At 72.0% G+C, this 21,465-nt stretch carries 19 protein-coding genes; 11 read left to right on the top strand and 8 right to left on the bottom strand.

Annotated features, from left to right (window positions below):
- Nucleotides 1-70: 70 nt before the first annotated feature.
- The 3 genes from ACZ41I_RS19050 to ACZ41I_RS19040 all read right to left on the bottom strand — a co-directional run bounded on the left by ACZ41I_RS19050 (nt 71) and on the right by ACZ41I_RS19040 (nt 3,081).
- Nucleotides 71-1,618 (bottom strand): serine/threonine protein kinase, encoded by a 1,548-nt coding sequence (locus ACZ41I_RS19050; RefSeq protein WP_399763759.1) that lies wholly within the window; start codon nt 1,616-1,618, stop codon nt 71-73.
- Nucleotides 1,615-2,358, bottom strand: a complete 744-nt coding sequence (locus ACZ41I_RS19045; RefSeq protein WP_399763762.1) for an FHA domain-containing protein — start codon at nt 2,356-2,358, stop codon at nt 1,615-1,617. Before ACZ41I_RS19045 ends, ACZ41I_RS19050 begins: the two co-directional genes overlap by 4 nt.
- 153 nt (nt 2,359-2,511) lie before the next feature.
- The gene (locus tag ACZ41I_RS19040) at nt 2,512-3,081 is read right to left on the bottom strand and encodes a single stranded DNA-binding domain-containing protein (RefSeq protein ID WP_363214781.1); all 570 of its coding nucleotides are present in this window, start codon (nt 3,079-3,081) and stop codon (nt 2,512-2,514) included.
- Nucleotides 3,082-3,346: 265 nt separating this feature from the next.
- Between ACZ41I_RS19040 and ACZ41I_RS19035 the strand changes: the two genes are divergently transcribed.
- From ACZ41I_RS19035 to ACZ41I_RS19020, 4 genes are all read left to right on the top strand, one after another.
- The gene (locus ACZ41I_RS19035) at nt 3,347-4,201 is read left to right on the top strand and encodes a bifunctional methylenetetrahydrofolate dehydrogenase/methenyltetrahydrofolate cyclohydrolase (RefSeq protein WP_363214782.1); all 855 of its coding nucleotides are present in this window, start codon (nt 3,347-3,349) and stop codon (nt 4,199-4,201) included.
- Nucleotides 4,191-4,661 (top strand): DUF3017 domain-containing protein, encoded by a 471-nt coding sequence (locus ACZ41I_RS19030; RefSeq protein WP_399763765.1) that lies wholly within the window; start codon nt 4,191-4,193, stop codon nt 4,659-4,661. Before ACZ41I_RS19035 ends, ACZ41I_RS19030 begins: the two co-directional genes overlap by 11 nt.
- Before the next feature lie 254 nt (nt 4,662-4,915).
- Nucleotides 4,916-6,265 (top strand): helix-turn-helix domain-containing protein, encoded by a 1,350-nt coding sequence (locus ACZ41I_RS19025; protein WP_468514627.1) that lies wholly within the window; start codon nt 4,916-4,918, stop codon nt 6,263-6,265.
- A gap of 336 nt (nt 6,266-6,601) precedes the next feature.
- Nucleotides 6,602-7,591: a malate dehydrogenase gene (locus ACZ41I_RS19020; protein ID WP_363214785.1), complete on the top strand. Its 990-nt coding sequence runs from the start codon at nt 6,602-6,604 to the stop codon at nt 7,589-7,591.
- 77 nt (nt 7,592-7,668) lie between these two features.
- On the opposite strand, the gene ACZ41I_RS19015 is transcribed toward ACZ41I_RS19020, so the two are convergent.
- The gene (locus tag ACZ41I_RS19015; RefSeq protein WP_468514626.1) at nt 7,669-9,090 is read right to left on the bottom strand and encodes an MFS transporter; all 1,422 of its coding nucleotides are present in this window, start codon (nt 9,088-9,090) and stop codon (nt 7,669-7,671) included.
- 102 nt (nt 9,091-9,192) lie between these two features.
- Between ACZ41I_RS19015 and ACZ41I_RS19010 the strand changes: the two genes are divergently transcribed.
- On the top strand, nt 9,193-10,110 hold the full coding sequence (locus tag ACZ41I_RS19010; protein WP_363214787.1) for a LysR family transcriptional regulator: 918 nt from the start codon (nt 9,193-9,195) through the stop codon (nt 10,108-10,110).
- A gap of 15 nt (nt 10,111-10,125) precedes the next feature.
- Here ACZ41I_RS19010 and ACZ41I_RS19005 read toward each other — a convergent pair whose 3' ends face one another.
- A complete protein-coding gene (locus ACZ41I_RS19005; protein ID WP_468514625.1) occupies nt 10,126-11,070 on the bottom strand; it encodes a TetR/AcrR family transcriptional regulator C-terminal domain-containing protein in 945 nt (314 codons plus the stop codon).
- Between the two features lie 130 nt (nt 11,071-11,200).
- Between ACZ41I_RS19005 and ACZ41I_RS19000 the strand changes: the two genes are divergently transcribed.
- From ACZ41I_RS19000 to ACZ41I_RS18975, 6 genes are all read left to right on the top strand, one after another.
- Nucleotides 11,201-12,352, top strand: coding sequence for an FAD-dependent monooxygenase (locus ACZ41I_RS19000; RefSeq protein ID WP_468514624.1), 1,152 nt, complete (start codon nt 11,201-11,203; stop codon nt 12,350-12,352).
- A 204-nt stretch (nt 12,353-12,556) separates the two neighbouring features.
- On the top strand, nt 12,557-14,077 hold the full coding sequence (locus ACZ41I_RS18995) for an aldehyde dehydrogenase family protein (RefSeq protein ID WP_468514623.1): 1,521 nt from the start codon (nt 12,557-12,559) through the stop codon (nt 14,075-14,077).
- Between the two features lie 44 nt (nt 14,078-14,121).
- Entirely contained in the window at nt 14,122-15,651 is a 1,530-nt protein-coding gene (locus tag ACZ41I_RS18990) for a GMC family oxidoreductase (RefSeq protein WP_363214791.1), read from the top strand.
- Nucleotides 15,651-16,862 (top strand): quaternary amine ABC transporter ATP-binding protein, encoded by a 1,212-nt coding sequence (locus ACZ41I_RS18985; protein WP_363214792.1) that lies wholly within the window; start codon nt 15,651-15,653, stop codon nt 16,860-16,862. The genes ACZ41I_RS18990 and ACZ41I_RS18985 overlap by 1 nt, the downstream gene beginning before the upstream one ends.
- A complete protein-coding gene (locus tag ACZ41I_RS18980) occupies nt 16,862-18,817 on the top strand; it encodes an ABC transporter permease (protein WP_399763789.1) in 1,956 nt (651 codons plus the stop codon). Before ACZ41I_RS18985 ends, ACZ41I_RS18980 begins: the two co-directional genes overlap by 1 nt.
- A gap of 1 nt (nt 18,818) precedes the next feature.
- The gene (locus ACZ41I_RS18975) at nt 18,819-19,781 is read left to right on the top strand and encodes an ABC transporter substrate-binding protein (RefSeq protein ID WP_468324720.1); all 963 of its coding nucleotides are present in this window, start codon (nt 18,819-18,821) and stop codon (nt 19,779-19,781) included.
- Between the two features lie 6 nt (nt 19,782-19,787).
- On the opposite strand, the gene ACZ41I_RS18970 is transcribed toward ACZ41I_RS18975, so the two are convergent.
- Genes ACZ41I_RS18970 through ACZ41I_RS18960 form a run of 3 tightly spaced genes read right to left on the bottom strand, consistent with a single transcriptional unit; the run spans nt 19,788 to nt 21,459 of the window.
- Complete coding sequence (locus ACZ41I_RS18970) at nt 19,788-20,525, bottom strand: isocitrate lyase/phosphoenolpyruvate mutase family protein (protein WP_399763794.1); 738 nt, start codon at nt 20,523-20,525, stop codon at nt 19,788-19,790.
- A complete protein-coding gene (locus ACZ41I_RS18965; RefSeq protein WP_399763796.1) occupies nt 20,522-20,965 on the bottom strand; it encodes a carboxymuconolactone decarboxylase family protein in 444 nt (147 codons plus the stop codon). Before ACZ41I_RS18965 ends, ACZ41I_RS18970 begins: the two co-directional genes overlap by 4 nt.
- Nucleotides 20,962-21,459 (bottom strand): carboxymuconolactone decarboxylase family protein, encoded by a 498-nt coding sequence (locus ACZ41I_RS18960; RefSeq protein WP_363214798.1) that lies wholly within the window; start codon nt 21,457-21,459, stop codon nt 20,962-20,964. Before ACZ41I_RS18960 ends, ACZ41I_RS18965 begins: the two co-directional genes overlap by 4 nt.
- Nucleotides 21,460-21,465: the final 6 nt, after the last annotated feature.

The raw sequence follows: 21,465 nt of genomic DNA, 5'->3' as shown, positions 1-21,465 counted from the left end.
GTGACGCCGTGGCGGAGTGGTTCCACCGTGCCGCCGCAACCCGTACGCCGGTACCTCGGAAGTCTCAGGGTCACTTCCTTCCCGCGGGCGTGTACTCCTTGAGGTAGTGGGCGACGCGGGCGCAGTAGTCGCGGTACTTCGGGGGAACTCCGCCCGCGGCGTTCACCTTCTTGTACGAGGTCCGGTAGCCGGCCGCGGTGAGCACCCGCTTGTCGCCGGGCAGGCCGTCTTTCAGATGGGAGTCGATGAAGCACAGGTAGCGGCCCATGGCCGGAATGGAGACGGAGGGCGACAGGGGCGGCGTGGGTGTCGCCGACGCGGGGACGCCGTCGTCGCGCATCCACCAGCGCAGCACGGCGGGGGTCCAGCGGGCGATGCCGAACTCCTGCTTGCCGGGGTCGGAGAGGTCCGGGTCGAAGTTGCTCTCGGCCTTCAGCATCGCCGCGATGAGCGCGGGCGTGACGTCGGGCTCGGAGCAGGCGTGGGCGGAGTCCACGACGAGGCGGCGGTAGGCGACCGGAACGCCCTGATCGGTGCGTAGTTCCGAGGCGCCGTAGGAGGCCGATGCGGCATCGCGGGCGTCGTTGCCCCCGTCGTGCGCAGCCCAGTTGCTGATGCCGTAGCCGAGGGCCGCGACGGCGGCGGTGGCGGCAGCGGCCGAGGCGATCACCGCCTGCCGGCGCCTGCGGCGCGGGAACAGCCGGGGCAGGCGCGGCGAGCGGCCCGTGCCGGCCGCCGCCTCGACGCGGCGCAGCAGCGCCTCGGTGGTGATGCGTGCGCCATGGGTACGGGCCAGACAGTCACGGATGATCTCCCGCCAGCTGTCCGGGAGTTCGGGTGACAGGCGCAGTTCGTCGGTGCCGCGGGCGTAGGCGGCGGCCGCGTCGCGGCGGGCCGTCGGGGTGGCGCCGGACAGCGGGAAGGAGTCGGTGAGGACGAGGTGGGCGAGCACACCGAAGGCCCAGACGTCGGCGGAGGGACGGATGCGGCGGCCCCGTTCGCCGATCTCCGCCCACAGCAGCTCGGGCGGGGTGTAGTCGGGGGTGGAGAAGGCCGGGGTGTAGGCGTGGGTGCCCTCCAGTTCGGCAGCCATGTTGAAGTCGGCGAGCCGTGCCGAACCGTCCGCCATCAGCAGCACATTGGCCGGTTTCAGATCCCCGTGCACCCAGCCGGCCCGGTGCAGCTGGGCCAGCCCCTCGCAGATCTGGGCGAGCAGGGCGGGCCCGGAGTCCGGGCGGGGCGAGGCGGCGAGCAGAGCGGACAGGGACCCCTCGGCGCGCTCCAGCACGAGCACGGTGGCGCCGTCGAGTGCGGGCCGGGCCGCGTCGTCCACCACGAGGGTCTCGTACATCCGGATCAGCCGCGGCCGTCTGAGCCGGCGGTGCACATCGACCTCACGCTCGATGAGTTCCCGCAGATGGGCCAGCTGGCGCGGGGTGCCGGTGCCGGTGGGCAGGAACTTCAGGGCGGCGGTGCGCGGCAGTTCGGGCGTGTCGCCGTCCCCGGTGCGCCGGCCCGCGTACACGCTGCCGAAGGCACCCGTCGCGATCGGCTCGCGCACCTCCCAGACGCCGACCCGGTAGCCCCTGGGCACCGGCACGGCGTACGGCTCGGTCACCGGGCCGTCCGGCTCACGGGCCCGGACAGGACGACCAGGTCGTCCTCGCGCACCAGGTCGAAGCGGAGCGCCAGGGACACCAGCGACTCCTTCTTGCCATTGAGGCGGGGACCGGTGTCCGCGGTCTCGGGGCCGGGCTTGAGCCGCAGTTTGACCGCCAGGTAGTCGATGTTCCACTGCACCGAGGTGCGGGAGGCGGCCGGCCAGGCGGGGCGCAGCCGGTCGACGACCTGGTCGACGGTGGGCAGCGGGGCATGCGGGTCGCCGCGCAGCCGCGGCTCGCACAGGGCGGCCAGGACGGCGAAGTAGCGCTTGGTGCGGTCGACGGAGAAGGCCGGGGCGGTGGTGTCGCCGTCCGGACCGGCGCCGTCGCGCAGATAGTCGTGGCGCGGCGCCCACACCTCGATGGTCAGCAGCTCCCCGGCGGCGGGCAGCACGATCCGCGAGAACTCGAACGGGACGGGCGCGTCGAGCCGGCCCGGGCCGACCTTGATGTGCTCACCGGCGCCCTCCGGGTTCTCCACGACGTACGTGTGCCGCGCGGACAGGTTGCTCAGTATCCAGAACGCACCCTGGGCGCCGAGTTCGCCGGCCCGCCGGGAGACCCCGTCGTGCGGGATCCTCAGGTCGTTGCCCGGTGCCCGCCCGAAGCGGAGACGCTCACCGGGGGCGAGCCGGATCTGGGTGCGGTCCTGCCGGTCCTCCGGGGTCGGCGGAGGTACGACGACGATGCTGTACAAGGTGCGGCTCCCCGTGCCTTGCGGCCACCCCGGCCGGGTACGGCTACCCGAGTCAGACTAGGGGGAGACACCAGGGCCGTGCCTCCCCCTGGACGGGTGAGACACGGCCCTCGGTGTTGAATTGGCGCGAACTGTTCCGTCGCGCGGGCGGGTTCAGTACCGGGCGCGGTTGAACCAGGCCTTGCCGTTGGCTCCGCCCACGAAGCAGGCGATCAGAATCGCCAGCACCGTGTGGACGAGGCCCACGATGACGAACGGGTACAGGCCGAGGATCGCGGTGATGATGCCGAAGACCAGGGTCGTGATGCGGACGCCGTTGGCGCCGGTGTTGAACTTCGACGCGAGCACGGCCGCGAACACGCCCCAGGCGAGCGCGAACACCACGAGCCCCCACAGCATGCCGGACGAGTAGTCGGCGAACCGCTGGAAGCTGCTGTCGTCCTGCAGGGCGCTGTCGTGCTTCAGGGAGTTCACGCGCACCGCAGTGATGGCGAACCCGATCACACCGAGGGCCTGGAGGCCGACGATCACCCAGAGCATCACCCGCGCCGCGCTGACGTTGCCCGGCATCGCGGTCATCGGGGCGCCGGCGCCGTACTGCTGCTGGACGGGCGGCGCCGACGGGTAGCCGTAACCGGCACCCTGGGGCTGCTGCGGGTGGCCGTAGCCGGGCTGCTGGCCCTGCGGGGCGCCGTAGGGACTGTTCTGGTCGCCGAAGCTCATGGCGGTGTTTCCTCCGTTGAATCGAGTGCTGGGGACGAGGCGCGGCACTGCACGGAGGAGAGTTTCTACAGATGCGGTCCGTCCCCCCGTCGAGCTGCCCGCTGCACTGTGCTGCTCATCGTTCTTGACCGGTTACTGACTTGTCCAGCCGGAAGCCCCAGGTGTTGTGCAAGTGCAACATCGTCGATCATCTGCCGACAAGGCGGTACGGCGCCCCGCCACCCCGGATTGGAACCGGGGCCGGGTCATCCGCGAGGATGGGTGCATGACCGCCCAGATTCTCGATGGCAAGGCCACCGCAGCCGCGATCAAGTCCGATCTGACCGCCCGCGTGGCGGCGCTGAAGGAGAAGGGCACAACGCCCGGCCTCGGCACGATCCTGGTCGGGGACGACCCCGGCAGTCAGAAGTACGTCGCCGGCAAGCACCGCGACTGCGCGCAGGTCGGCATCGCCTCCATCCAGCGCGAGCTGCCGGCCACGGCGACCCAGGAGGAGATCGAGGCGGTCGTACGGGAGCTGAACGAGGACCCGGCCTGCACCGGATACATCGTCCAGCTGCCGCTGCCCAAGGGCATCGACGAGAACCGCATCCTGGAGCTGATGGATCCGGCCAAGGACGCCGACGGGCTGCACCCCATGAACCTCGGCCGGCTGGTGCTGAACGAGCCCGCGCCGCTGCCCTGCACCCCGAACGGCATCCTCTCCCTGCTGCGGGCCCACGGCGTGGAGATCAAGGGCGCCGAGGTCGTGGTCGTCGGCCGCGGTGTCACCATCGGCCGGCCGATGCCGCTGCTGCTCACCCGGCGCAGCGAGAACGCCACCGTGACCCAGTGCCACACCGGCACCCGCGATCTGTCCGCCCACCTGAAGCGGGCCGACATCATCGTCGCGGCTGCCGGCTCCCCGCATCTGATCCGCGCCGAGGACGTCAAGCCGGGCGCCGCCGTGCTGGACGTCGGTGTCTCCCGCAACGCCGAGGGCAAGATCGTCGGCGATGTCCACCCGGACGTCGTCGAGGTGGCCGGCTGGATCTCTCCGAACCCCGGCGGCGTGGGCCCGATGACCCGGGCGCAGCTGCTGGTCAACGTGGTCGAGGCGGCGGAGCGCAGTGCCGGCTGAGCAGGCGCACGGCGGCGAGCCGACCGTGCGCGACGCGATCAGCGCCCCGGACGAGCAGGGGCGGGCGCGGCGTGTCACGCGCCGCTTCCCGCGGATCACCCGGGACACCGCGCGGCCCGAGGGCGGCGGCCGGGCCGCGCCCGGCGACGCCCCGGCCCCGGCGCGGCAGTGGCCCCTGCTCGTGGTGCTCGGCACGGTCGCGCTCGGTCTGCTGCTGACCGCGCTCGACATGTTCCGCTTCGGCACCCTGCTGATCGGTGCCGCTCTGCTGGCCGGCGCGGTCATGCGCTGGATACTGCCCGGCGTCGGCATGCTCGCCGTACGCTCCCGCTTCACGGACATCGCCACGTACGGCGTTCTCGGCCTCGCGATCGCCCTGCTGGCGATGATGGCCCAGCCCGACCCGTGGCTGCGGATCCCGTTCCTGAAGGACACCCTGCACTTCACCATCAGCCAGTAGCGGCGCTCGCAGGGACGGCGGCTCGTCCCCTCCCCCGAGGAGGGACGAGCCGCCGCCTCTTTCAGCCTTCCGCCCAGGAAGCGCCTGTTCAACGCCTGTCCGCGCGCTGTGGCACGGAAGTGACCATTCCGCTACGGTGTCCGCGCGCCGTCCGTGCTCCCGCGCGCCCCCATCCCGGGAACTGGGATCCTCGGGCAGGGCATCCTTGTGGGTAGCCAGGACGGGGAAGCCGGGGGAGAGCAAGGGGGGAATCGATGCCTCGCTGGAAAGACCTGCCCGAGGATCTGGACCCGCAGATCAAGGAGTTCACCAGCCAGGTGCGACGGCTCGTGGACCGCAGTGGCATGAGCGTCGCGGCACTCGCCGACCGCACGGGTTACAGCAAGACGTCCTGGGAGCGTTACCTGGGCGGCCGGCTTCTCGCGCCCAAGGGCGCGGTCGTCGCGCTCGCCGAGGTCACCGGCACCAATCCCGTGCATCTGACCACGATGTGGGAGCTGGCCGAACGCGCCTGGAGCCGGGCGGAGATGCGGCACGACCGCACCATGGAGGCGATTCGCATCTCCCAGGCGCGCGCCGCACTCGGGGACTTCGGCGCGGCGGAGGCGTCCGGCGGCCCGTCCGGCCGCACGGGGGAGGGTCTCGGTCCGGCCATGGGCATCGCCGGTCCGGCGGGCGTCTTTCCGACGATTCCCCCACAGCCGACGGCTCCTGACGCCGACGCCCGGGACGGCGTCGCCCGGGACGGTGCGGGACGTGGTCCGGCCGATCGCAACGGTGCGGGGCGTGGCCCGGCCGACCGTGACGGTGCGGGAGGTCCGGCCGACGGGGAGGGGGCCGAGCGTGGTCCGGCCGAGCGGGACTCGACCGGACGTGGGGGGACATCCGGTGCCAACTCGTGGAACCTCGCCGGGTATCAGGGGCCGTCCCCGGCGAGCGCCCGACCCGGAACCGGGGGACGCGCGGGTGCCGGTGCCGCCGTGAACGGTTCCGGTCCCGCCGTCTCGTCCGACGCTGCCGGCCGGATCCCGGACACGCCGACCCCGTACGGCGGGCAGCAGCCGCACGCACCGGCTCCCCGGCCGGGCGGCGGCGCCCCGGCTCCGGGGAACGCCGGGCGGCAGCGGGTGATCATGTTCGTCTCCGGGCTCGTCGGCGTGCTCGTCGTCATCGCCGCTGTCTACTTCTTCACCCACCGGGGCGGCGCCCAGCACGAGAACACCGCCAAGCCGCCGTCCCCGAGCGCCACCCCGAACGCGAGCGCACCACCCGGGGTCAAGTGCACCGGCTCCGCCTGCAACGGCAAGGACGCCGAGGCCATGGGCTGCAGCGGCGACCTGGTCACCACCGCCCGGACCGTCACCGTCGGCACCACCACCCTGGAGGTCCGCTACAGCAAGGCCTGCGGGACCGCCTGGGGCCGGATCACCGGCGCCGCCCAGGGCGACAAGGTCCAGATCACCGCCGGCAAGGTCCGGCAGACCGGCGAGACCACCACCGTCGGCGACACCATCGCCTACACCCCGATGGTCGCCGTGAAGAACGCGGCGGAGGCCAAGGCCTGCGCGACCCTCGCCTCCGGGCGGACGGCGTGCACGAAGTAACGGCCTGTGCGAAGCAACGGGGTGCGAGAAGCAGGCGGGTGAAATTCCGGGAGCGGGCGCATGGCGGGGCGGATCCTGGGCACGCGAGGAGTACCCCCACGGGAGTCCGGCACTCGGTACCCCCACCTGGCGGTCGCTCCGTCCAACCCTCTCCCGGACGGGCGGCCGCCACTTCGTTCGGCATGTGTGCGGCTTGTGGGCTGATCCACACCGCCCCGGACGTCTCGCATGCCGGATGCGCGATAGCCTGACCGCTGGATCTCTCTTGACGCCAAGAGATCGATCATCCGCCCGGGGCAGGGACGCCCCACCGCCAGCTGTCATACGGAGAACGCCATGACCCGCACTCCCGTGAACGTCACCGTCACCGGCGCGGCCGGCCAGATCGGTTACGCCCTGCTCTTCCGCATCGCCTCCGGCCAGCTGCTCGGCGCGGACGTGCCGGTCAAGCTGCGCCTGCTGGAGATCACCCCGGCGCTGAAGGCCGCCGAGGGCACGGCCATGGAGCTGGACGACTGTGCCTTCCCGCTGCTGCAGGGCATCGAGATCACCGACGACCCGAACGTCGCCTTCGACGGCGCCAACGTAGCCCTCCTGGTGGGCGCCCGCCCGCGCACCAAGGGCATGGAGCGCGGCGACCTGCTGGAGGCCAACGGCGGCATCTTCAAGCCGCAGGGCAAGGCCATCAACGACCACGCCGCGGACGACATCAAGGTCCTCGTCGTCGGCAACCCGGCCAACACCAACGCCCTCATCGCCCAGGCCGCCGCGCCGGACGTCCCGGCCGAGCGCTTCACCGCGATGACCCGCCTGGACCACAACCGCGCGCTCACCCAGCTCGCGAAGAAGACGGGTTCGACGGTCGCCGACATCAAGCGGCTGACCATCTGGGGCAACCACTCCGCCACCCAGTACCCGGACATCTTCCACGCCACCGTCGCCGGCAAGAACGCCGCCGAGGTCGTGAACGACGAGAAGTGGCTGGCCGAGGACTTCATCCCGACCGTCGCCAAGCGCGGTGCCGCGATCATCGAGGCCCGCGGTGCCTCGTCGGCCGCCTCCGCCGCCAACGCCGCGATCGACCACGTGTACACCTGGGTCAACGGCACCGCCGAGGGCGACTGGGCGTCCATGGGCATTCCGTCGGACGGTTCCTACGGCGTCCCGGAGGGCCTGATCTCCTCGTTCCCGGTCACCACCAAGGACGGCAAGTACGAGATCGTCCAGGGCCTGGACATCAATGAGTTCTCCCGTGCTCGCATCGATGCGTCGGTGAAGGAGCTGGAGGAGGAGCGCGAGGCCGTTCGCTCCCTGGGCCTCATCTGAGAGTTCCCTGGACCTGGCAGACGCTCGGCATCCCTCCGCAGGGGTGCCGAGCGTTGCCGTGTGCGGGTGCGTATCGGCTACCCGACGTGGGTGCGCGGGGCCGTTGCCGAGTGCGGGTTCCCTGTGGTTGCTCGCGCCGTTCCCCGCGCCCCTTGGAGGCGCTTTCCGTACCCGGCGACCACCAGTGCCGTGGCCACCAGTACCACCACGCCCACGGTCCGCAGCGCCGGCCCCATGCCGTGCAGCAGGTCGGTGTGGGAGGACAGGACCGTACCGGTGACGGCCACGCCCAGTGCCGCGCCGGTCTCCCGGGCCGTCGTGCCGAGGCCCGAGCCGAGGCCCGCCTGGTGGGACGGGAGTGAGGTGACCACGCCGAGGGTCAGGGCCGGCATGGAGAGGCCGGCGCCGGCGGAGATGACCAGGAGCCAGCAGACGAACACCACGTAGGGCGTGCCCGCGTCGGCCGTTGAGGCGCCGAGCAGACCGAGGCCGATCAGGGCGAGACCGGTGCCGATGACCGCGCGGGGGCGGCCGGCCCAGCGGGTCGCCAGTTTCTGGGTGGCGGCCATCCCGAACACCAGCGGCAGGATCGCCACCCCGGTGACGGCGGCCCCGAAGCCCTTCACGCCCTGCAGATACTGCGAGTTGACGAAGAACAGCGAGAACAGGCCGAAGAAGCCGGTGGCGGTGCCGAGGGAGGCCGCGCGCAGACGGGGAGAGCCGAAGACACGCGGGTCGAACAGCGGGGCGGGGGAGCGCAGGGCGTGCCGGGTGAAGGCGGCGATCAGGAGCGTGCCCGCCGCGAACGCGCCGAGGATGCGGGCGGAGGTCCAGCCGTAGGCCGGGCCCTCGATGATGCCGAACAGGACCGCCACCAGGCCGGCCGTCAGGAGCAGCGTGCCGAGCGGGTCCGTGTTGCTGCGGGCGGAGCGTTCGGTGTGCGGGACGGTGGCTGAGACCGCCGCGGCGAGTACGGCGGCGAGCGGGACCATGACGGCGAACAGGGCACGCCAGGTGAGGAACTGTCCGGCCAGGCCGCCGCCCAGGTTGCCCGCCGCGCCGCCCAGGCCGATCGACAGCGTCCAGGCACCCATGGAGCGGGCCCGGTGCTCGGGCGCGGACAGGTGCATCAGGATCGAGAGGGTGGCGGGTGTGATCAGCGCGGCTCCGGCACCGGACAGGCCGCGGCCCGCTATCAGGACGGCCGGGCCGGTCGCGAGCGCGCTGGTGGCGGCGCCCGCCGCGAACAGCGCGAGCCCGGTGAGCAGGGCACCCTTGCGGCCGTACCGGTCGCCGAGCGCGCCGGCCGGGATGAGCAGGCCCGCGAAGACGATGACGTAGGCGTCGACGGTCCACAGGATCTCGGTGTGCGACGGGTGCAGGGACGAGGAACCCAGCTGGGGGATGAGGAGGTTGATGGCGGCGACCATGCTCTGGGCGACCAGGACGCAGGCGCACAGCGCGAGGAGGGTGGGGCGTTTCAGGGCGTGCGCGGGCACGGCTCCTCCCGGGAGCTTCGGTGGGTGGTGTGGGGTGCGCTCTCACCGTAGGCTCGCCCGTGACCTGCTTTCCAGTGCAACCTTCGCAAGGAATACCTGCACATGACGCAATCCACCGGGCTGGACCTGAATCTGCTGGTCGCGCTGGACGTGCTGCTGGAGGAGCAGAGCGTGCAGGGTGCCGCCCACCGGCTGCATCTGTCGGAGCCCGCCATGAGCCGCACGCTCGGCCGGATCCGCAAGGCGCTCGGCGATCCGGTCCTGGTGCGTGCCGGGCGCCGGATGGTGCCCACTCCGCACGCGCTGGCCGTGCGGGCCGAGGTGAGCGCGGTGGTGGAGCGGGCCCGTGCCCTGTTCGCGCCGGGCCGGGACACCGATCTGCGCACGGTGACCCGCACGTTCACGATCCTCGGTCACGACTCGATCGCGGCCACCCATGGCGCCGCCCTCTTCGCCCGCGCCGCCCGCGAGGCCCCCGGCATCCGGCTGCGCTTCCTCTCCGAGAGCCATGTGGACGTCCCGGTCCTGCGCCAGGGCACCGCCGACCTGGAGGTCGGGGTGATCGACACGACCGCGCCCGAGGTGCATGTGGAGACGGTGTACGAGGAACGCATGCTGGGCGTCGTACGGGCCGGACACCCGTTGCTCACCGGGGAGTTGACGCCCGAGCGGTTCGCCGGGGAGGCGGGACACCTCATCGTCTCCCGGCGCGGCAGGCAGCACGGGCCCATCGACGACGCACTGGAGGAACTCGGTCTGAAGCGGCGTGTGGTGGGCAGCGTCGGCACCTATCCCGCCTCGCTGTTCGTGCTGCGGGAGACCGACCTGATCGGACTGATCAGCCACTGGGGCCGCTCGCTGGCCGACACCCTCGGCCTGGTCACCTTCGAGATCCCGCTCCCGCTCCCCGCGATCGGCGTCGGCTTCGCCTGGCACCCCCGCCACGATGCCGACCCCGCCCATGCCTGGCTGCGCGGCTGCATCAGGGAGCTGATGACCCAGCAGGCGGCCGTCCGCTAGGGGGTGTCGTTTGGATCACCCCGGCGTCGCGGGCCGCGGGGCGGCGGAAGACGAGGGGGCCGCTGCTTCGATGCGGGCTGCCAGGCCGTCGAGGAGGGCGCTCAGGCCGAACTCGTACAGCGAGGCGGGCGTGAGGTCGGCCTCGGCGGCGACCGAGGCGAAGTGCGGCAGACGGCCCTGGGACAACAGGGCGGTCATCCGGCCGTGCTGGGCGTCCATCCACTGCTCCCCGGTGATCCCGCTGGTCTGCGCGGCGCGGGCTTCGGGTTCTGTGTCGATCGCCTGCCCCCGGACATGTCCGAAGAGGGTGACGGCCGCGTGCATGCGGGTGCCGGCGTCCAGTCCGAGGCCGTCCAGGGCGGCCAGGGCCCATTCGATGTGCCGCATGCCGTGGGGCGCGAGCAGGGGCCGGCGGAGGTTGAGAGCCGCGGCCAGCCACGGGTGGTCCTGGTACAGCCGCCACTGGATCGCCGCGGACAGCTCCAGCCGGGCGCGCCAGCCTTCCGGCGGCCGGGCCGGCAGCGGCTCGCTCGCGAAGGCGGCGTCCACCATCAGCGCGATCAGCTGTTCCTTGTTGGCGACGTGCCGGTAGAGCGACATGGTCGGCATGCCGAGTTCCGCGGCGATCCGCCGCATGGTCAGCCCCGCCGTTCCCTCGGCGTCGGCAAGGGCGACGGCCGCACGGACGATGCGGGCCCGGACGGCCGGGTCGTCGGTGGAGGACCGGGCCGAGCGCGGCTGCGGCACGGTATCGGCGACCACGGTCCCGACCCCGGGCACGGCCCGTACCAGGCCCTCGTGCCGCAGCGTCGCCAGCGCCTTGCCGGCGGTGGCCATGGCCACCCCCCACCGCCGGGTGATCGCCCGGGTGGACGGCACGCGGTCACCGGGGGCGAGTTCGCCCGTCCGGATGCGGCGGCGCAGTTCTCCCGCGATCTGTGCGTACGGCGGCTGAGCCATGGCGGCGACCTCCTGCCGACCGAAGCGGTCTCGGACCCTGGTGCACTAGTACACCCTAACCCTCCCGCACTAGAGCACTTTCATCAACTGCCCACTGGGAGAGGGGTATTCGTGCTCGTACGTTGTACTCATGACGACAGAAAAGAAGGTTCTGATCTCCGGCGCCGGTGTGGCCGGCCTGGCACTCGCCCACTGGCTGGAGCGCCATGGCCTGCGGCCCACGGTGATCGAACGCGCCCCGCACGTCCGGCACGGCGGTTACGCCGTCGACTTCCGCGGCGAGGCCCTCGACGTCCTGGACCGGATGGGCCTGCTGGAGTCGATCCGGTCGCTGGACACCGCCATGGGCGACGCGGCGATGGTGGACGCCGACGGCAGGCGGTACGCCACCCTGCCGGCCGCGGTCTTCGCGGGCGACCTGGAAGCCCCCAAGGGGGAACTGACCCGGCTGCTGTACGAGGCTGCCCGGGACAGGGCGGAGTTCCTCTTCGGCGACTCCGTCCGCGCGGTGCGGCAGGACGCCGGCGGCGTGGACGTCACGTTCGAGAACGGGCCGCCGCGCAGGTTCGACCTGCTGGTCGGTGCCGACGGGCTGCACTCGCGGACCCGAGCGCTGGTCTTCGGCCCCGAGGAGCACTTCGTACGCTCCCTGGGCATTTACACCGCGATCTTCAGCCTGCCGAACCACCTGGGGCTGAACCACACCGGGCAGGTGTACGTCTCCCCGGGCAAGGCGGCCAACATATTCGCCGGTGACGTGACCGGCCGGGCCAGGGCCGCCCTGCACTTCGCCGCCGGGCCACTGGAGTACGACCGTCGCGACACCGGCGCACAGCAGCGCATCGTCGCCGAACGGTTCGCCGGTGAGGGCTGGGAGATCCCGCGGCTGCTGACGGAGATGCGGACGGCCGAGGACTTCTGGTTCGACGCCAACGCCCAGGTGGTGATGGACACCTGGAGCAGCGGACGGGTCGTTCTGCTCGGTGACGCCGGCCACTGCGCGGCCCCCACCTCGGGCCGCGGCACGTCCCAGGCGCTGATCGGCGCGTATCTGCTGGCCGGCGAGCTGGCACACGCCCGCGGCGACCACACGGCGGCGTTCGCGGCCTACGAGGACGCGATGCGCCCCTTCGTCACCGAGCACCAGGCCGTGGGGCGCGAGGGAGCGGAGCGGTTCTTCCTGCCCGCCCCCACCCAGGAGGCGCTGGACATGCTCGCCGCCGGCGCCCCGGAAGGCACCCGCGCCGAAGCGGTCCGCCTGCCGGACTACGCGGTGCGCTGACTTCCGAACGGACGTCGATCATGTGAAGGAGTCAATCCCGAGCCCGCTTTTGTCCGTTTTCGACCGCGTTTTCAGTGACGCCGCGCACTTTCGGCCACCGATTGCGCATGCCGTTCGCGGCCCTGGGGCAGGCGTCCGCGGTCCCCGACCGTGACGCACGTGTGACACAGGGGAGCGGAACAGGAACGGAAGGCAATACCGATCATGGCGGACAGAACGGCACGACAGGCCGAGGCGACCATCCACGCGGGCGGCCAGTGGCTGGAAGCGATCTCCGGTGCGACGCGCGAGATCCTCGACCCCGCGGACGCCCGGCCGTTCGCCGTGGTCGCCGAGGGTGACGAGAAGGATGCCGAGCGTGCGGTGGCCGCCGCGCGGCAGGCCTTCGACGACGGACCCTGGCCCGGCACCCCCGTCGCCGAGCGCGCCGCGCTGCTGCGCCGCGTCGCCGATCTCCTCGTGCGCGACCGCGAGGAACTGGGCCTGCTGGAGAGCCGGGACGCGGGCAAGACCGTGGAGGAGGGCCGGGTCGACATCGACTGTGTCGCCGACGCCTTCCGCTACTTCGCCGACCTGGTCGCCGCCGAGGCCCCGGGCCGGGTGGTCGACGCCGGCTCGCCCGACATCCACAGCGTCGTCGTCCATGAGCCGGTCGGCGTGTGCGCGCTGATCACCCCCTGGAACTACCCCCTCCTCCAGGCCAGCTGGAAGATCGCCCCGGCGCTCGCCGCCGGCAACACCTTCGTGATCAAGCCCAGCGAGATCACCCCGATGACCACCGTGGCGCTGATCGAGCTGCTCGCCGAGGCGGGCCTGCCCGCCGGCGTGGCCAACATCGTCACCGGACCCGGCCACACCGTCGGCGCCCGGCTCGCCGAGCACCCCGGCGTCGACCTGGTCTCCTTCACCGGCGGCCTGGTCAGCGGCACCAAGGTGGCCCAGGCCGCCGCCCCGACGGTGAAGAAGGTCGCCCTCGAACTCGGCGGCAAGAACCCCAACGTCGTCTTCGCCGACGCCTGCGCCACCGAGGAGGACTTCGACACCGCCGTCGACCAGGCCCTCAACGCCGCCTTCATCCACAGCGGCCAGGTCTGCTCGGCCGGCGCCCGCCTCATCGTCGAGGAGTCGGTCCGCGAGCGCTTCGTCGCCGAACTCGCCCGCCGGGCACAGCGGATCAGGCTCGGCCGGGGCACCGAGGCCGGCGTCGAGTGCGGCCCGCTGGTCTCCGAGCAGCAGCGCGCCAAGGTCGAGGCGTACGTCGCCGCCGCGCTCGCCGAGGGCGCCGTACTGCGCTGCGGCGGCAAGCGGCCCGAGCCGTCGGCGCAGCGGCCCGCGTCCGGCTACTTCTACGAGCCGACCGTCCTCGACGCCTGCCACCGCGACATGACCGTCGTACGCGAGGAGGTGTTCGGCCCGGTCCTCACCGTCGAGACCTTCCGCACGGAGGAAGAGGCGGTGTTCCTCGCCAACGACACCGAGTACGGCCTCGCCGGCGCCGTGTGGACCACCGACCCCGGCAGGGCCCGCCGCGTCGCCGGGCGGCTGCGCCACGGCACCGTCTGGATCAACGACTTCCACCCCTACCTGCCGCAGGCGGAGTGGGGCGGCTTCGGCAAGAGCGGCACCGGCCGCGAGCTGGGGCCCGCAGGACTCGCCGAGTACCGCGAGACCAAGCACGTCTACCAGAACCTCGCGCCGAAGCCGGTGCGCTGGTTCGCCGGCTGAGCCCCGCCTCTCCCCCCGGAAACACCCCCTGGAGTAGTACCCCCATGTCCCACACCCCCCACGTCTACGACTACGTCGTCATCGGCGGCGGCACCGCGGGCTCCGTCATCGCCTCCCGCCTCACCGAGAACCCCGACGTCACCGTCGCCGTCATCGAGGGCGGCCCGAGCGACGTCGGCCGCGACGACGTCCTCACCCTGCGCCGCTGGATGGGCCTGCTCGGCGGCGAACTCGACTACGACTACCCGACGGTCGAGCAGCCGCGCGGCAACTCCCACATCCGGCACAGCCGCGCCCGCGTCCTCGGCGGCTGCTCCTCGCACAACACCCTCATCTCCTTCAAGCCGCTGCCCTCCGACTGGGACGAGTGGGAGGAGGCCGGCGCCAAGGGCTGGGGCGCCGTCCCCATGGAGGCCTACTTCGCCCGTCTGAAGAACAACATCGTCTCCGTCGACGAGAAGGACCGGAACGCCATCGCCCGCGACTTCGTCGACGCCGCCCGGACGGCGCTCGGGGTTCCCCGCGTCGAGGGCTTCAACCGCAAGCCGTTCACCGAGGGCGTCGGCTTCTTCGACCTCGCCTACCACCCCGAGAACAACAAGCGGTCCTCGGCGTCGGTGGCGTACCTGCACCCGGTGATGGACGAGCGGCCCAACCTGACCATCCTGCTGGAGACCTGGGCGTACCGGCTGGAGTTGAACGGCACCCGCGCCGAGGGCGTCCATGTGCGCACCAAGGACGGCGAGGAGCTGCTGATCCGGGCCCGCAACGAGGTCGTGCTGTGCGCGGGCGCCGTCGACTCCCCGCGCCTGCTGCTGCACTCGGGCATCGGACCGCGGGCGGACCTGGAGGCCCTCGGCATTCCCGTCGTGCACGACCTGCCGGGCGTCGGCGAGAACCTGCTCGACCACCCCGAGTCGGTCATCGTCTGGGAGACCCACGGCCCGATCCCGGAGAACTCCGCGATGGACTCCGACGCCGGCCTGTTCGTGCGCCGCGACCCCGGAAGCGCGGGCCCGGACCTGATGTTCCACTTCTACCAGATCCCGTTCACGGACAACCCCGAGCGACTGGGCTATGAGCGGCCGGAGTTCGGGGTGTCCATGACCCCGAACATCCCCAAGCCGAAGAGCCGCGGCCGGCTGTACCTGACCAGCGCCGACCCGTCCGTGAAGCCCGCCCTGGACTTCCGGTACTTCACCGACGAGGACGACTACGACGGCCGGACCCTCGTCGACGGCATCCGCATCGCCCGTGAGATCGCCAGGACCGAGCCGCTCGCCGGCTGGCTCAAGCGCGAGGTCTGCCCCGGCCCCGAGGTCCTCGGCGACGCCGAGCTGAGCGAGTACGCCCGCAAGGTCGCGCACACCGTCTACCACCCTGCCGGCACCTGCAAGATGGGCGCCACGGACGACGAACTCGCCGTGGTCGACCCCGAGTTGAAGATCCGCGGTCTCGACGGCATCCGCATCGCCGACGCGTCCGTGTTCCCGACCATGCCCGCCGTGAACCCGATGATCGGGGTGCTCATGGTCGGGGAGAAGGCCGTTGAACTGATCGGAGGTGACGCCTGATGGCGCTCACGGTTCCCACCCGCAAGCCGCCCACCACGACCGAGCCGGTGTTCTCGGTGTCCGGCCTGTGGAAGGTCTTCGGCCCCAAGCCGGAGCGGATTCCCGCCGACCCGGAGCTCAGCACGCTGGACCCCGCCGACCTCCGCGCCCGCACGGGTTGCACGGCGGCCGTCCGCGACGTCTCCTTCGACGTCCGCAAGGGTGAGGTCTTCGTGGTCATGGGCCTGTCCGGCTCCGGCAAGTCCACCCTCGTCCGCTGTCTCACCCGCCTCATCGAACCCACCGCCGGCACCATCGCCATCGACGGCGAGGACGTCCGCGCGATGGACAAGGCCCGCCTGCGCGAACTGCGCCGCCACCGGGCCGCCATGGTCTTCCAGCACTTCGGCCTGCTCCCGCACCGCACGGTCCTCGACAACGTCGCCTACGGCCTGGAGATCCAGGGCGTCGGCAAGGCCGAACGGCGCGAACGGGCCGCCGAGGTCGTCACCAAGGTCGGCCTGGAGGGCATGGAGCACCGCCGCCCCGGCCAGCTGTCGGGCGGCCAGCGCCAGCGCGTGGGCCTGGCCCGCGCCCTGGCCGTCGACCCCGAGGTCCTCCTCTTCGACGAGCCGTTCAGTGCGCTGGACCCGCTCATCCGGCGCGACATGCAGGACGAGGTGGCCCGCCTGCACCGCGAGGAGGGCCGCACGATGGTCTTCATCACCCACGACCTCACCGAGGCCCTGAAACTCGGCGACCGTATCGCCCTGATGCGCGACGGCCGAGTGGTCCAGCTCGGCACCCCGGAGGAGATCGTCGGCTCCCCGGCCGACGACTACGTCCGCGAGTTCGTCCGGGACGTGCCGCGCGAGCAGGTGATGACCTGCCGTACGGCCATGCGCCCCGCCGTCGCGCAGGAGACGGGAACCGGCCCGGCGATCCGCCCGGAGGCCACGGTCGCCGAGGCCATCGAGGCGGTGGCACGGGCAGGCGAGCCCGCCCGGGTGATGGACGAGGGCAGGTGCCTGGGCATCGTGGACCACGAACACCTCCTGGACGTGGTGGCCGGCGTCACCACCTCACCCCCCGCCGACGCCGCAGCTGCGGACAGTCGTGCCGCTGGGGCGGCAGGGGCGGGCGCAGCGGCACCCCGCAAGCGCGGGCAAGCGGCACCCCCCGCCCCCCGCACCAGCCCGGAGGGGCCCCGCACCAGCCCGGAGGCCGTCTGATGGCCACGCTCAGTCTCCCGACCTCCCGTACCGGCACACCCCGCGTCCTCAAGAGCCGCGCCGCAGGCAAACTCCTGCTGCTCGCCCTCTTCGCCGCGGTCCTGGCCCCCTGGGCCGCCACCCACTGGCCCGGCACCAGCTGGCCCCACGAGCTGACCGTCAGCGTCGACAAACCCCTCGCCACGGCCAGCAACTGGGTCATCGACAACCGGGACAGCCACCCCCTGTTCCTCTACTTCTTCGGCTACATCAGCAACGCGGTCGTACTCTCCGTACGAGTCGTCTACGTCACCCTGCTCGCCGCAGGCTGGACCGGCGTCACGGCGTTCGGCGCCCTGGTCGCCTGGCGCGTCGCCGGCCCCCGCCTGGCCGCCGGCACCGCCGTCGCCCTTCTGGCCTGCGGAGCGCTGGGCATGTGGGTCCCGACCATGCAGACCCTCGCGCTGATGGTCGTGGCGGTCCTCGCCTCCGTGGTCGTCGGCGCGCTGCTCGGCCTCGCCGCCGGCCTCTCCGACCGCCTGGACCGCGGCCTGCGCCCGGTCCTGGACACCATGCAGGTGCTCCCGGCCTTCGCCTACCTCCTCCCCGTCGTCCTGGTCTTCGGCATCGGCGTCCCCGCGGCCGTGCTCGCCACCGTCGTGTACGCCGCCCCGCCGATGGCCCGTCTCACCGCGCTCGGACTGCGCGGCGCCGACCCCGAAGTCCTGGAGGCCGTGGAGTCGCTCGGCGCGACCCGCCGCCAGCGGCTGCTGACCGCCCGTATCCCCCTGGCCCGGGGAGAACTCCTGCTCGGCCTCAACCAGACGATCATGATGGCGCTGTCCATGGCCGTCATCGCCTCGGTCATCGGCGCCGGCGGCCTCGGCGACCGCGTCTACCAGGCGCTCTCCTCGGTCGACGTGGGCCAGGCCCTCGCCGCCGGCATCCCGATCGTGCTGCTGGCGATCGTGCTGGACCGGGTGACCGCGGCCGCCGGGGCCGGCGGGGCCGCCGGCGCCGGGGACACGCGCACCCGCGCCATCGGCTGGCCCTACGCCCTCGCCGTCACCGTGGCCGTCGCGCTGGCCGCCCGTCTGCTCGGCCGCCTCGACTGGCCCTCCGGCTGGACCCTGGACATCGCCGAACCGGTCGACCGCGCCGTCGACTGGATGACCAACCACCTCTACTCCGGTGTCCCGGTCATCGGCGGTACGGCCGACTGGGCGGGCCACTTCACCACCTGGATCCTGGACCCCGTCCGCGGCGGCCTGCAGTGGCTGCCCTGGTGGGCGGTGCTGCTGATCGTCGCCGCCCTGGCCTGGTCGATCGGCACCTGGCGCACCGCCCTGACCGCCGTGCTCGCCATGGCCGCGATCGGTGTGCTCGGCGTGTGGGGGCCGGCCCTCGACACGCTCTCCCAGGTGCTGGCCGCGGTCGCCGTCACCCTGGTCCTCGGCTTCGCGACCGGCATCGCCGCGGCCCGCAGCGACCGCGTCGAACGCGCCCTGCGCCCGGTGATGGACGTGTTCCAGACCATGCCGCAGTTCGTGTACCTGATCCCGGTCGTCGCCCTGTTCGGCGTGGGCCGTGCCCCCGCCGTCGCCGCGGCCGTCGTCTACGCCCTCCCGGCCGTCGTCCGGATCACCGCGCAGGGTCTGCGCCAGGTCGACCCGGCCGCGCTGGAGTCGGCGCGCTCGCTCGGCGCGACCGGCCGGCAGCAGCTGTGGCAGGTCCAGCTCCCGCTCGCCAGGCGCTCATTGCTGCTCGCGGTCAACCAGGGTGTGGTCCTGGTCCTCGCCGTCGTCATCATCGGCGGCCTGGTCGGCGGCGGCGCCCTCGGCTACAACGTCGCCTTCGGCCTCGCCCAGGGCGACCTGGCGACCGGTCTGGTGGCCGGAGCCGCGATCGTCTGCCTGGGTCTGATGCTCGACCGGGTGACCCAGCCGACGGAACGACGCCCGAGGAAGGGAGCCTGACATGCGACGTCGTACGACTGTCCTGACCGCGATCGCCGTGACGGGCTCGCTGGCGCTGCTCACCGGCTGCGGCGCCGCCGACATGACCAGGCAGGCCAGCCCGTTCGCCAACGCCCGGGGCTCGAAGACGGTCACGCTGTCCGTGCAGTCCTGGGTGGGCGCCCAGTCCAATGTGGCCGTCGCCCAGTACCTGCTGGAACACAAGCTGGGCTACCGCGTGGACACCGTCCAGGTCGACGAGGTGCCCGCCTGGGACGCGCTCAGCCAGGGCCGGGTCGACGCCATCCTGGAGGACTGGGGCCACCCGGACCAGGAGAAGCGGTACGTCGAGGACAAGAAGACCATCGCCCACGGCGGCGACCTCGGGGTGACCGGACACATCGGCTGGTTCGTCCCGACGTACCTCGCCAAGGAGCACCCGGACATCACCGACTGGCGGAACCTGAACAAGTACGCCTCGCTCTTCCGCACCGCGGAGAGCGGCGGCAAGGGCCAGCTGATGGACGGCTCCCCGTCGTACGTCACCAACGACAAGGCCCTGGTGAAGAACCTGAAGCTGGACTACCAGGTCGTCTTCGCCGGTTCCGAGGCGGCCCAGATCACCCAGATGAAACAGTTCGCGAAGGAGAAGAAGCCCTTCCTGACGTACTGGTACTCACCCCAGTGGCTGTTCAAGAAGGTCCCCATGACGGAGGTGAAGCTGCCGCCGTACAAGGAGGGCTGCGACGCCGACGCGGCCAAGATCGCCTGCGCCTACCCGCACACGCCGCTGCAGAAGTACCTCAACGCCGACTTCGCGAAGTCCGGCGGCGAGGCGTCGGCCTTCCTGAAGAAGTTCCGGTGGACGACCGAGGACCAGAACGAGGTCTCCCTGATGATCGCCGACCAGAAGCTGTCGCCCGAGGAGGCGGCGAAGAAGTGGGTGGACGGCCACCCCTCCGAGTGGAAGAAGTGGCTGCCCTGAACCGCCCTACTTCGTCAGGCCGTCGGCGATCTCCCGCAGCGCGGCCACGGCCCGCCGCTGGAGCCCCGGCCCGAACGTGACGCGGGTGGCCCCGAGTTCGCCGAGCACGGCGGGCGAGGGGCCCTCGCCGTCCAGCCGGGCCACCATGTTCAGCGGGCCCTGGATGCCGGCCCGCAGCAGGGGCAGTACGTCCACCGGGGCGAGGATCGGATACACGCAGTCCGCGCCCGCGGCCACGTACAACGCGGCCCGCTCGATGGCCCGTTCGGGCTCGCCGTCGCCATGCAGGAACGTGTCCACCCGGGCGTTGACGAAGAGCCGGTCGGCGGCGGCCGAGCGGACCTCGGCGAGGAACTCGGCGTGCTCGTGCGGGTCCTTGAGGACACCCCCGTTGGAGTCCTCAAGGTTGCACCCCACGGCACCCGCCTCCAGCAGCCGCTCCACCAGCTCCTTCGGTGCGAGCCCGTACCCGCCCTCGACATCCGCCGAGACCGGCACCTCCACCGCCCGCACGATCCGGGCCACCGCCGCGAACATCTCGTCGGCCGGGGTCGCCCCGTCCTCGTACCCGAGCGAGGCGGCCACCCCCGCACTCGGTGTGGCCAGCGCCGGAAACCCGGCCTCGGCACACACCCGGGCGCTCGCCGCGTCCCAGGGGCCGGGCAGGACCAGCGGATCACCCTGGGCGCGCTTGCGGTGCAGGGTGCGGAACACATCCACCTTGCTCACGTCCACCTTGCTCATGGCTGGTAACCCCCTGGCGGGACTCGGCGGCTGACCATCAGGCGGTTCCAGCCGTTGATGGCGGTGATCAGGCCGATGAGATGGGCGAGTTCGGCCTCACTGAAGTGCTTGGCGGCGGTGTCGTACACCTCGTCCGGCACGAAGCCGTCCGTCAGCACGGTGACCGCCTCGGTCAGCGCCAGCGCGGCCCGCTCCCGCTCGCTGTAGAGGTCCTCGGCCTCCTCCCAGGCGTTGAGCAGCTGGACGCGGTCCTCGGACTCCCCGTTCTTCCGGGCCACTTGGAGGTGCATGTCGAGGCAGAAGGCACAGTGGTTGATCTGCGAGGCGCGGATCATGACCAGCTCGGCGAGGACCGGATCACCGAGCCCCTTCTTCGCGGCCGCGCTGAGCGCGGACATCGCCCGGCCGACCGCCGGGTCCAGCAGCTGGGTACGGCTCACGTGTGCTGCCCCGCCTGGTAGTGGCCGGGCACCGCGCGAGTGGTCACCCCGAACCGGTTCCAGGCGTTGATCACCGCGATCCCGGCGATCAGCTGCGCCAGCTCGGCCTCCTCGAAGTGCTTGGCGGCCTTCTCGTACACCTCGTCCGGCACGAAGCCGTCCGTGAGCACGGTGACCGCCTCGGTCAGCTCGATCGCCGCCAGCTCCTTCTCGGTGTAGAAGTGCTTCGACTCCTCCCACGCGCTGAGCTGCACGATCCGCTGGACGCTCTCGCCGGCCGCCAGCGCGTCCTTGGTGTGCATGTCGAGGCAGAGCGCGCAGTGGTTGAGCTGCGAGGCGCGGATCTTCACCAGCTCGTACAGCTTGGGGTCCAGGCCCTGCCTGGCCGCCGCGTCGAGCCGGATCATCGCCTTGTAGACCTCGGGGGCGTGCTGGGCCCAGCGCATACGGGGGGTGTGCTCGGGGGCGTATTCGACGGTTTCCTCAGTGCTCATGCCCTC

The organism is Streptomyces sp. NPDC030799, assembly GCF_055572255.1.
This window is presented reverse-complemented; position numbering and strand designations above follow the sequence as displayed.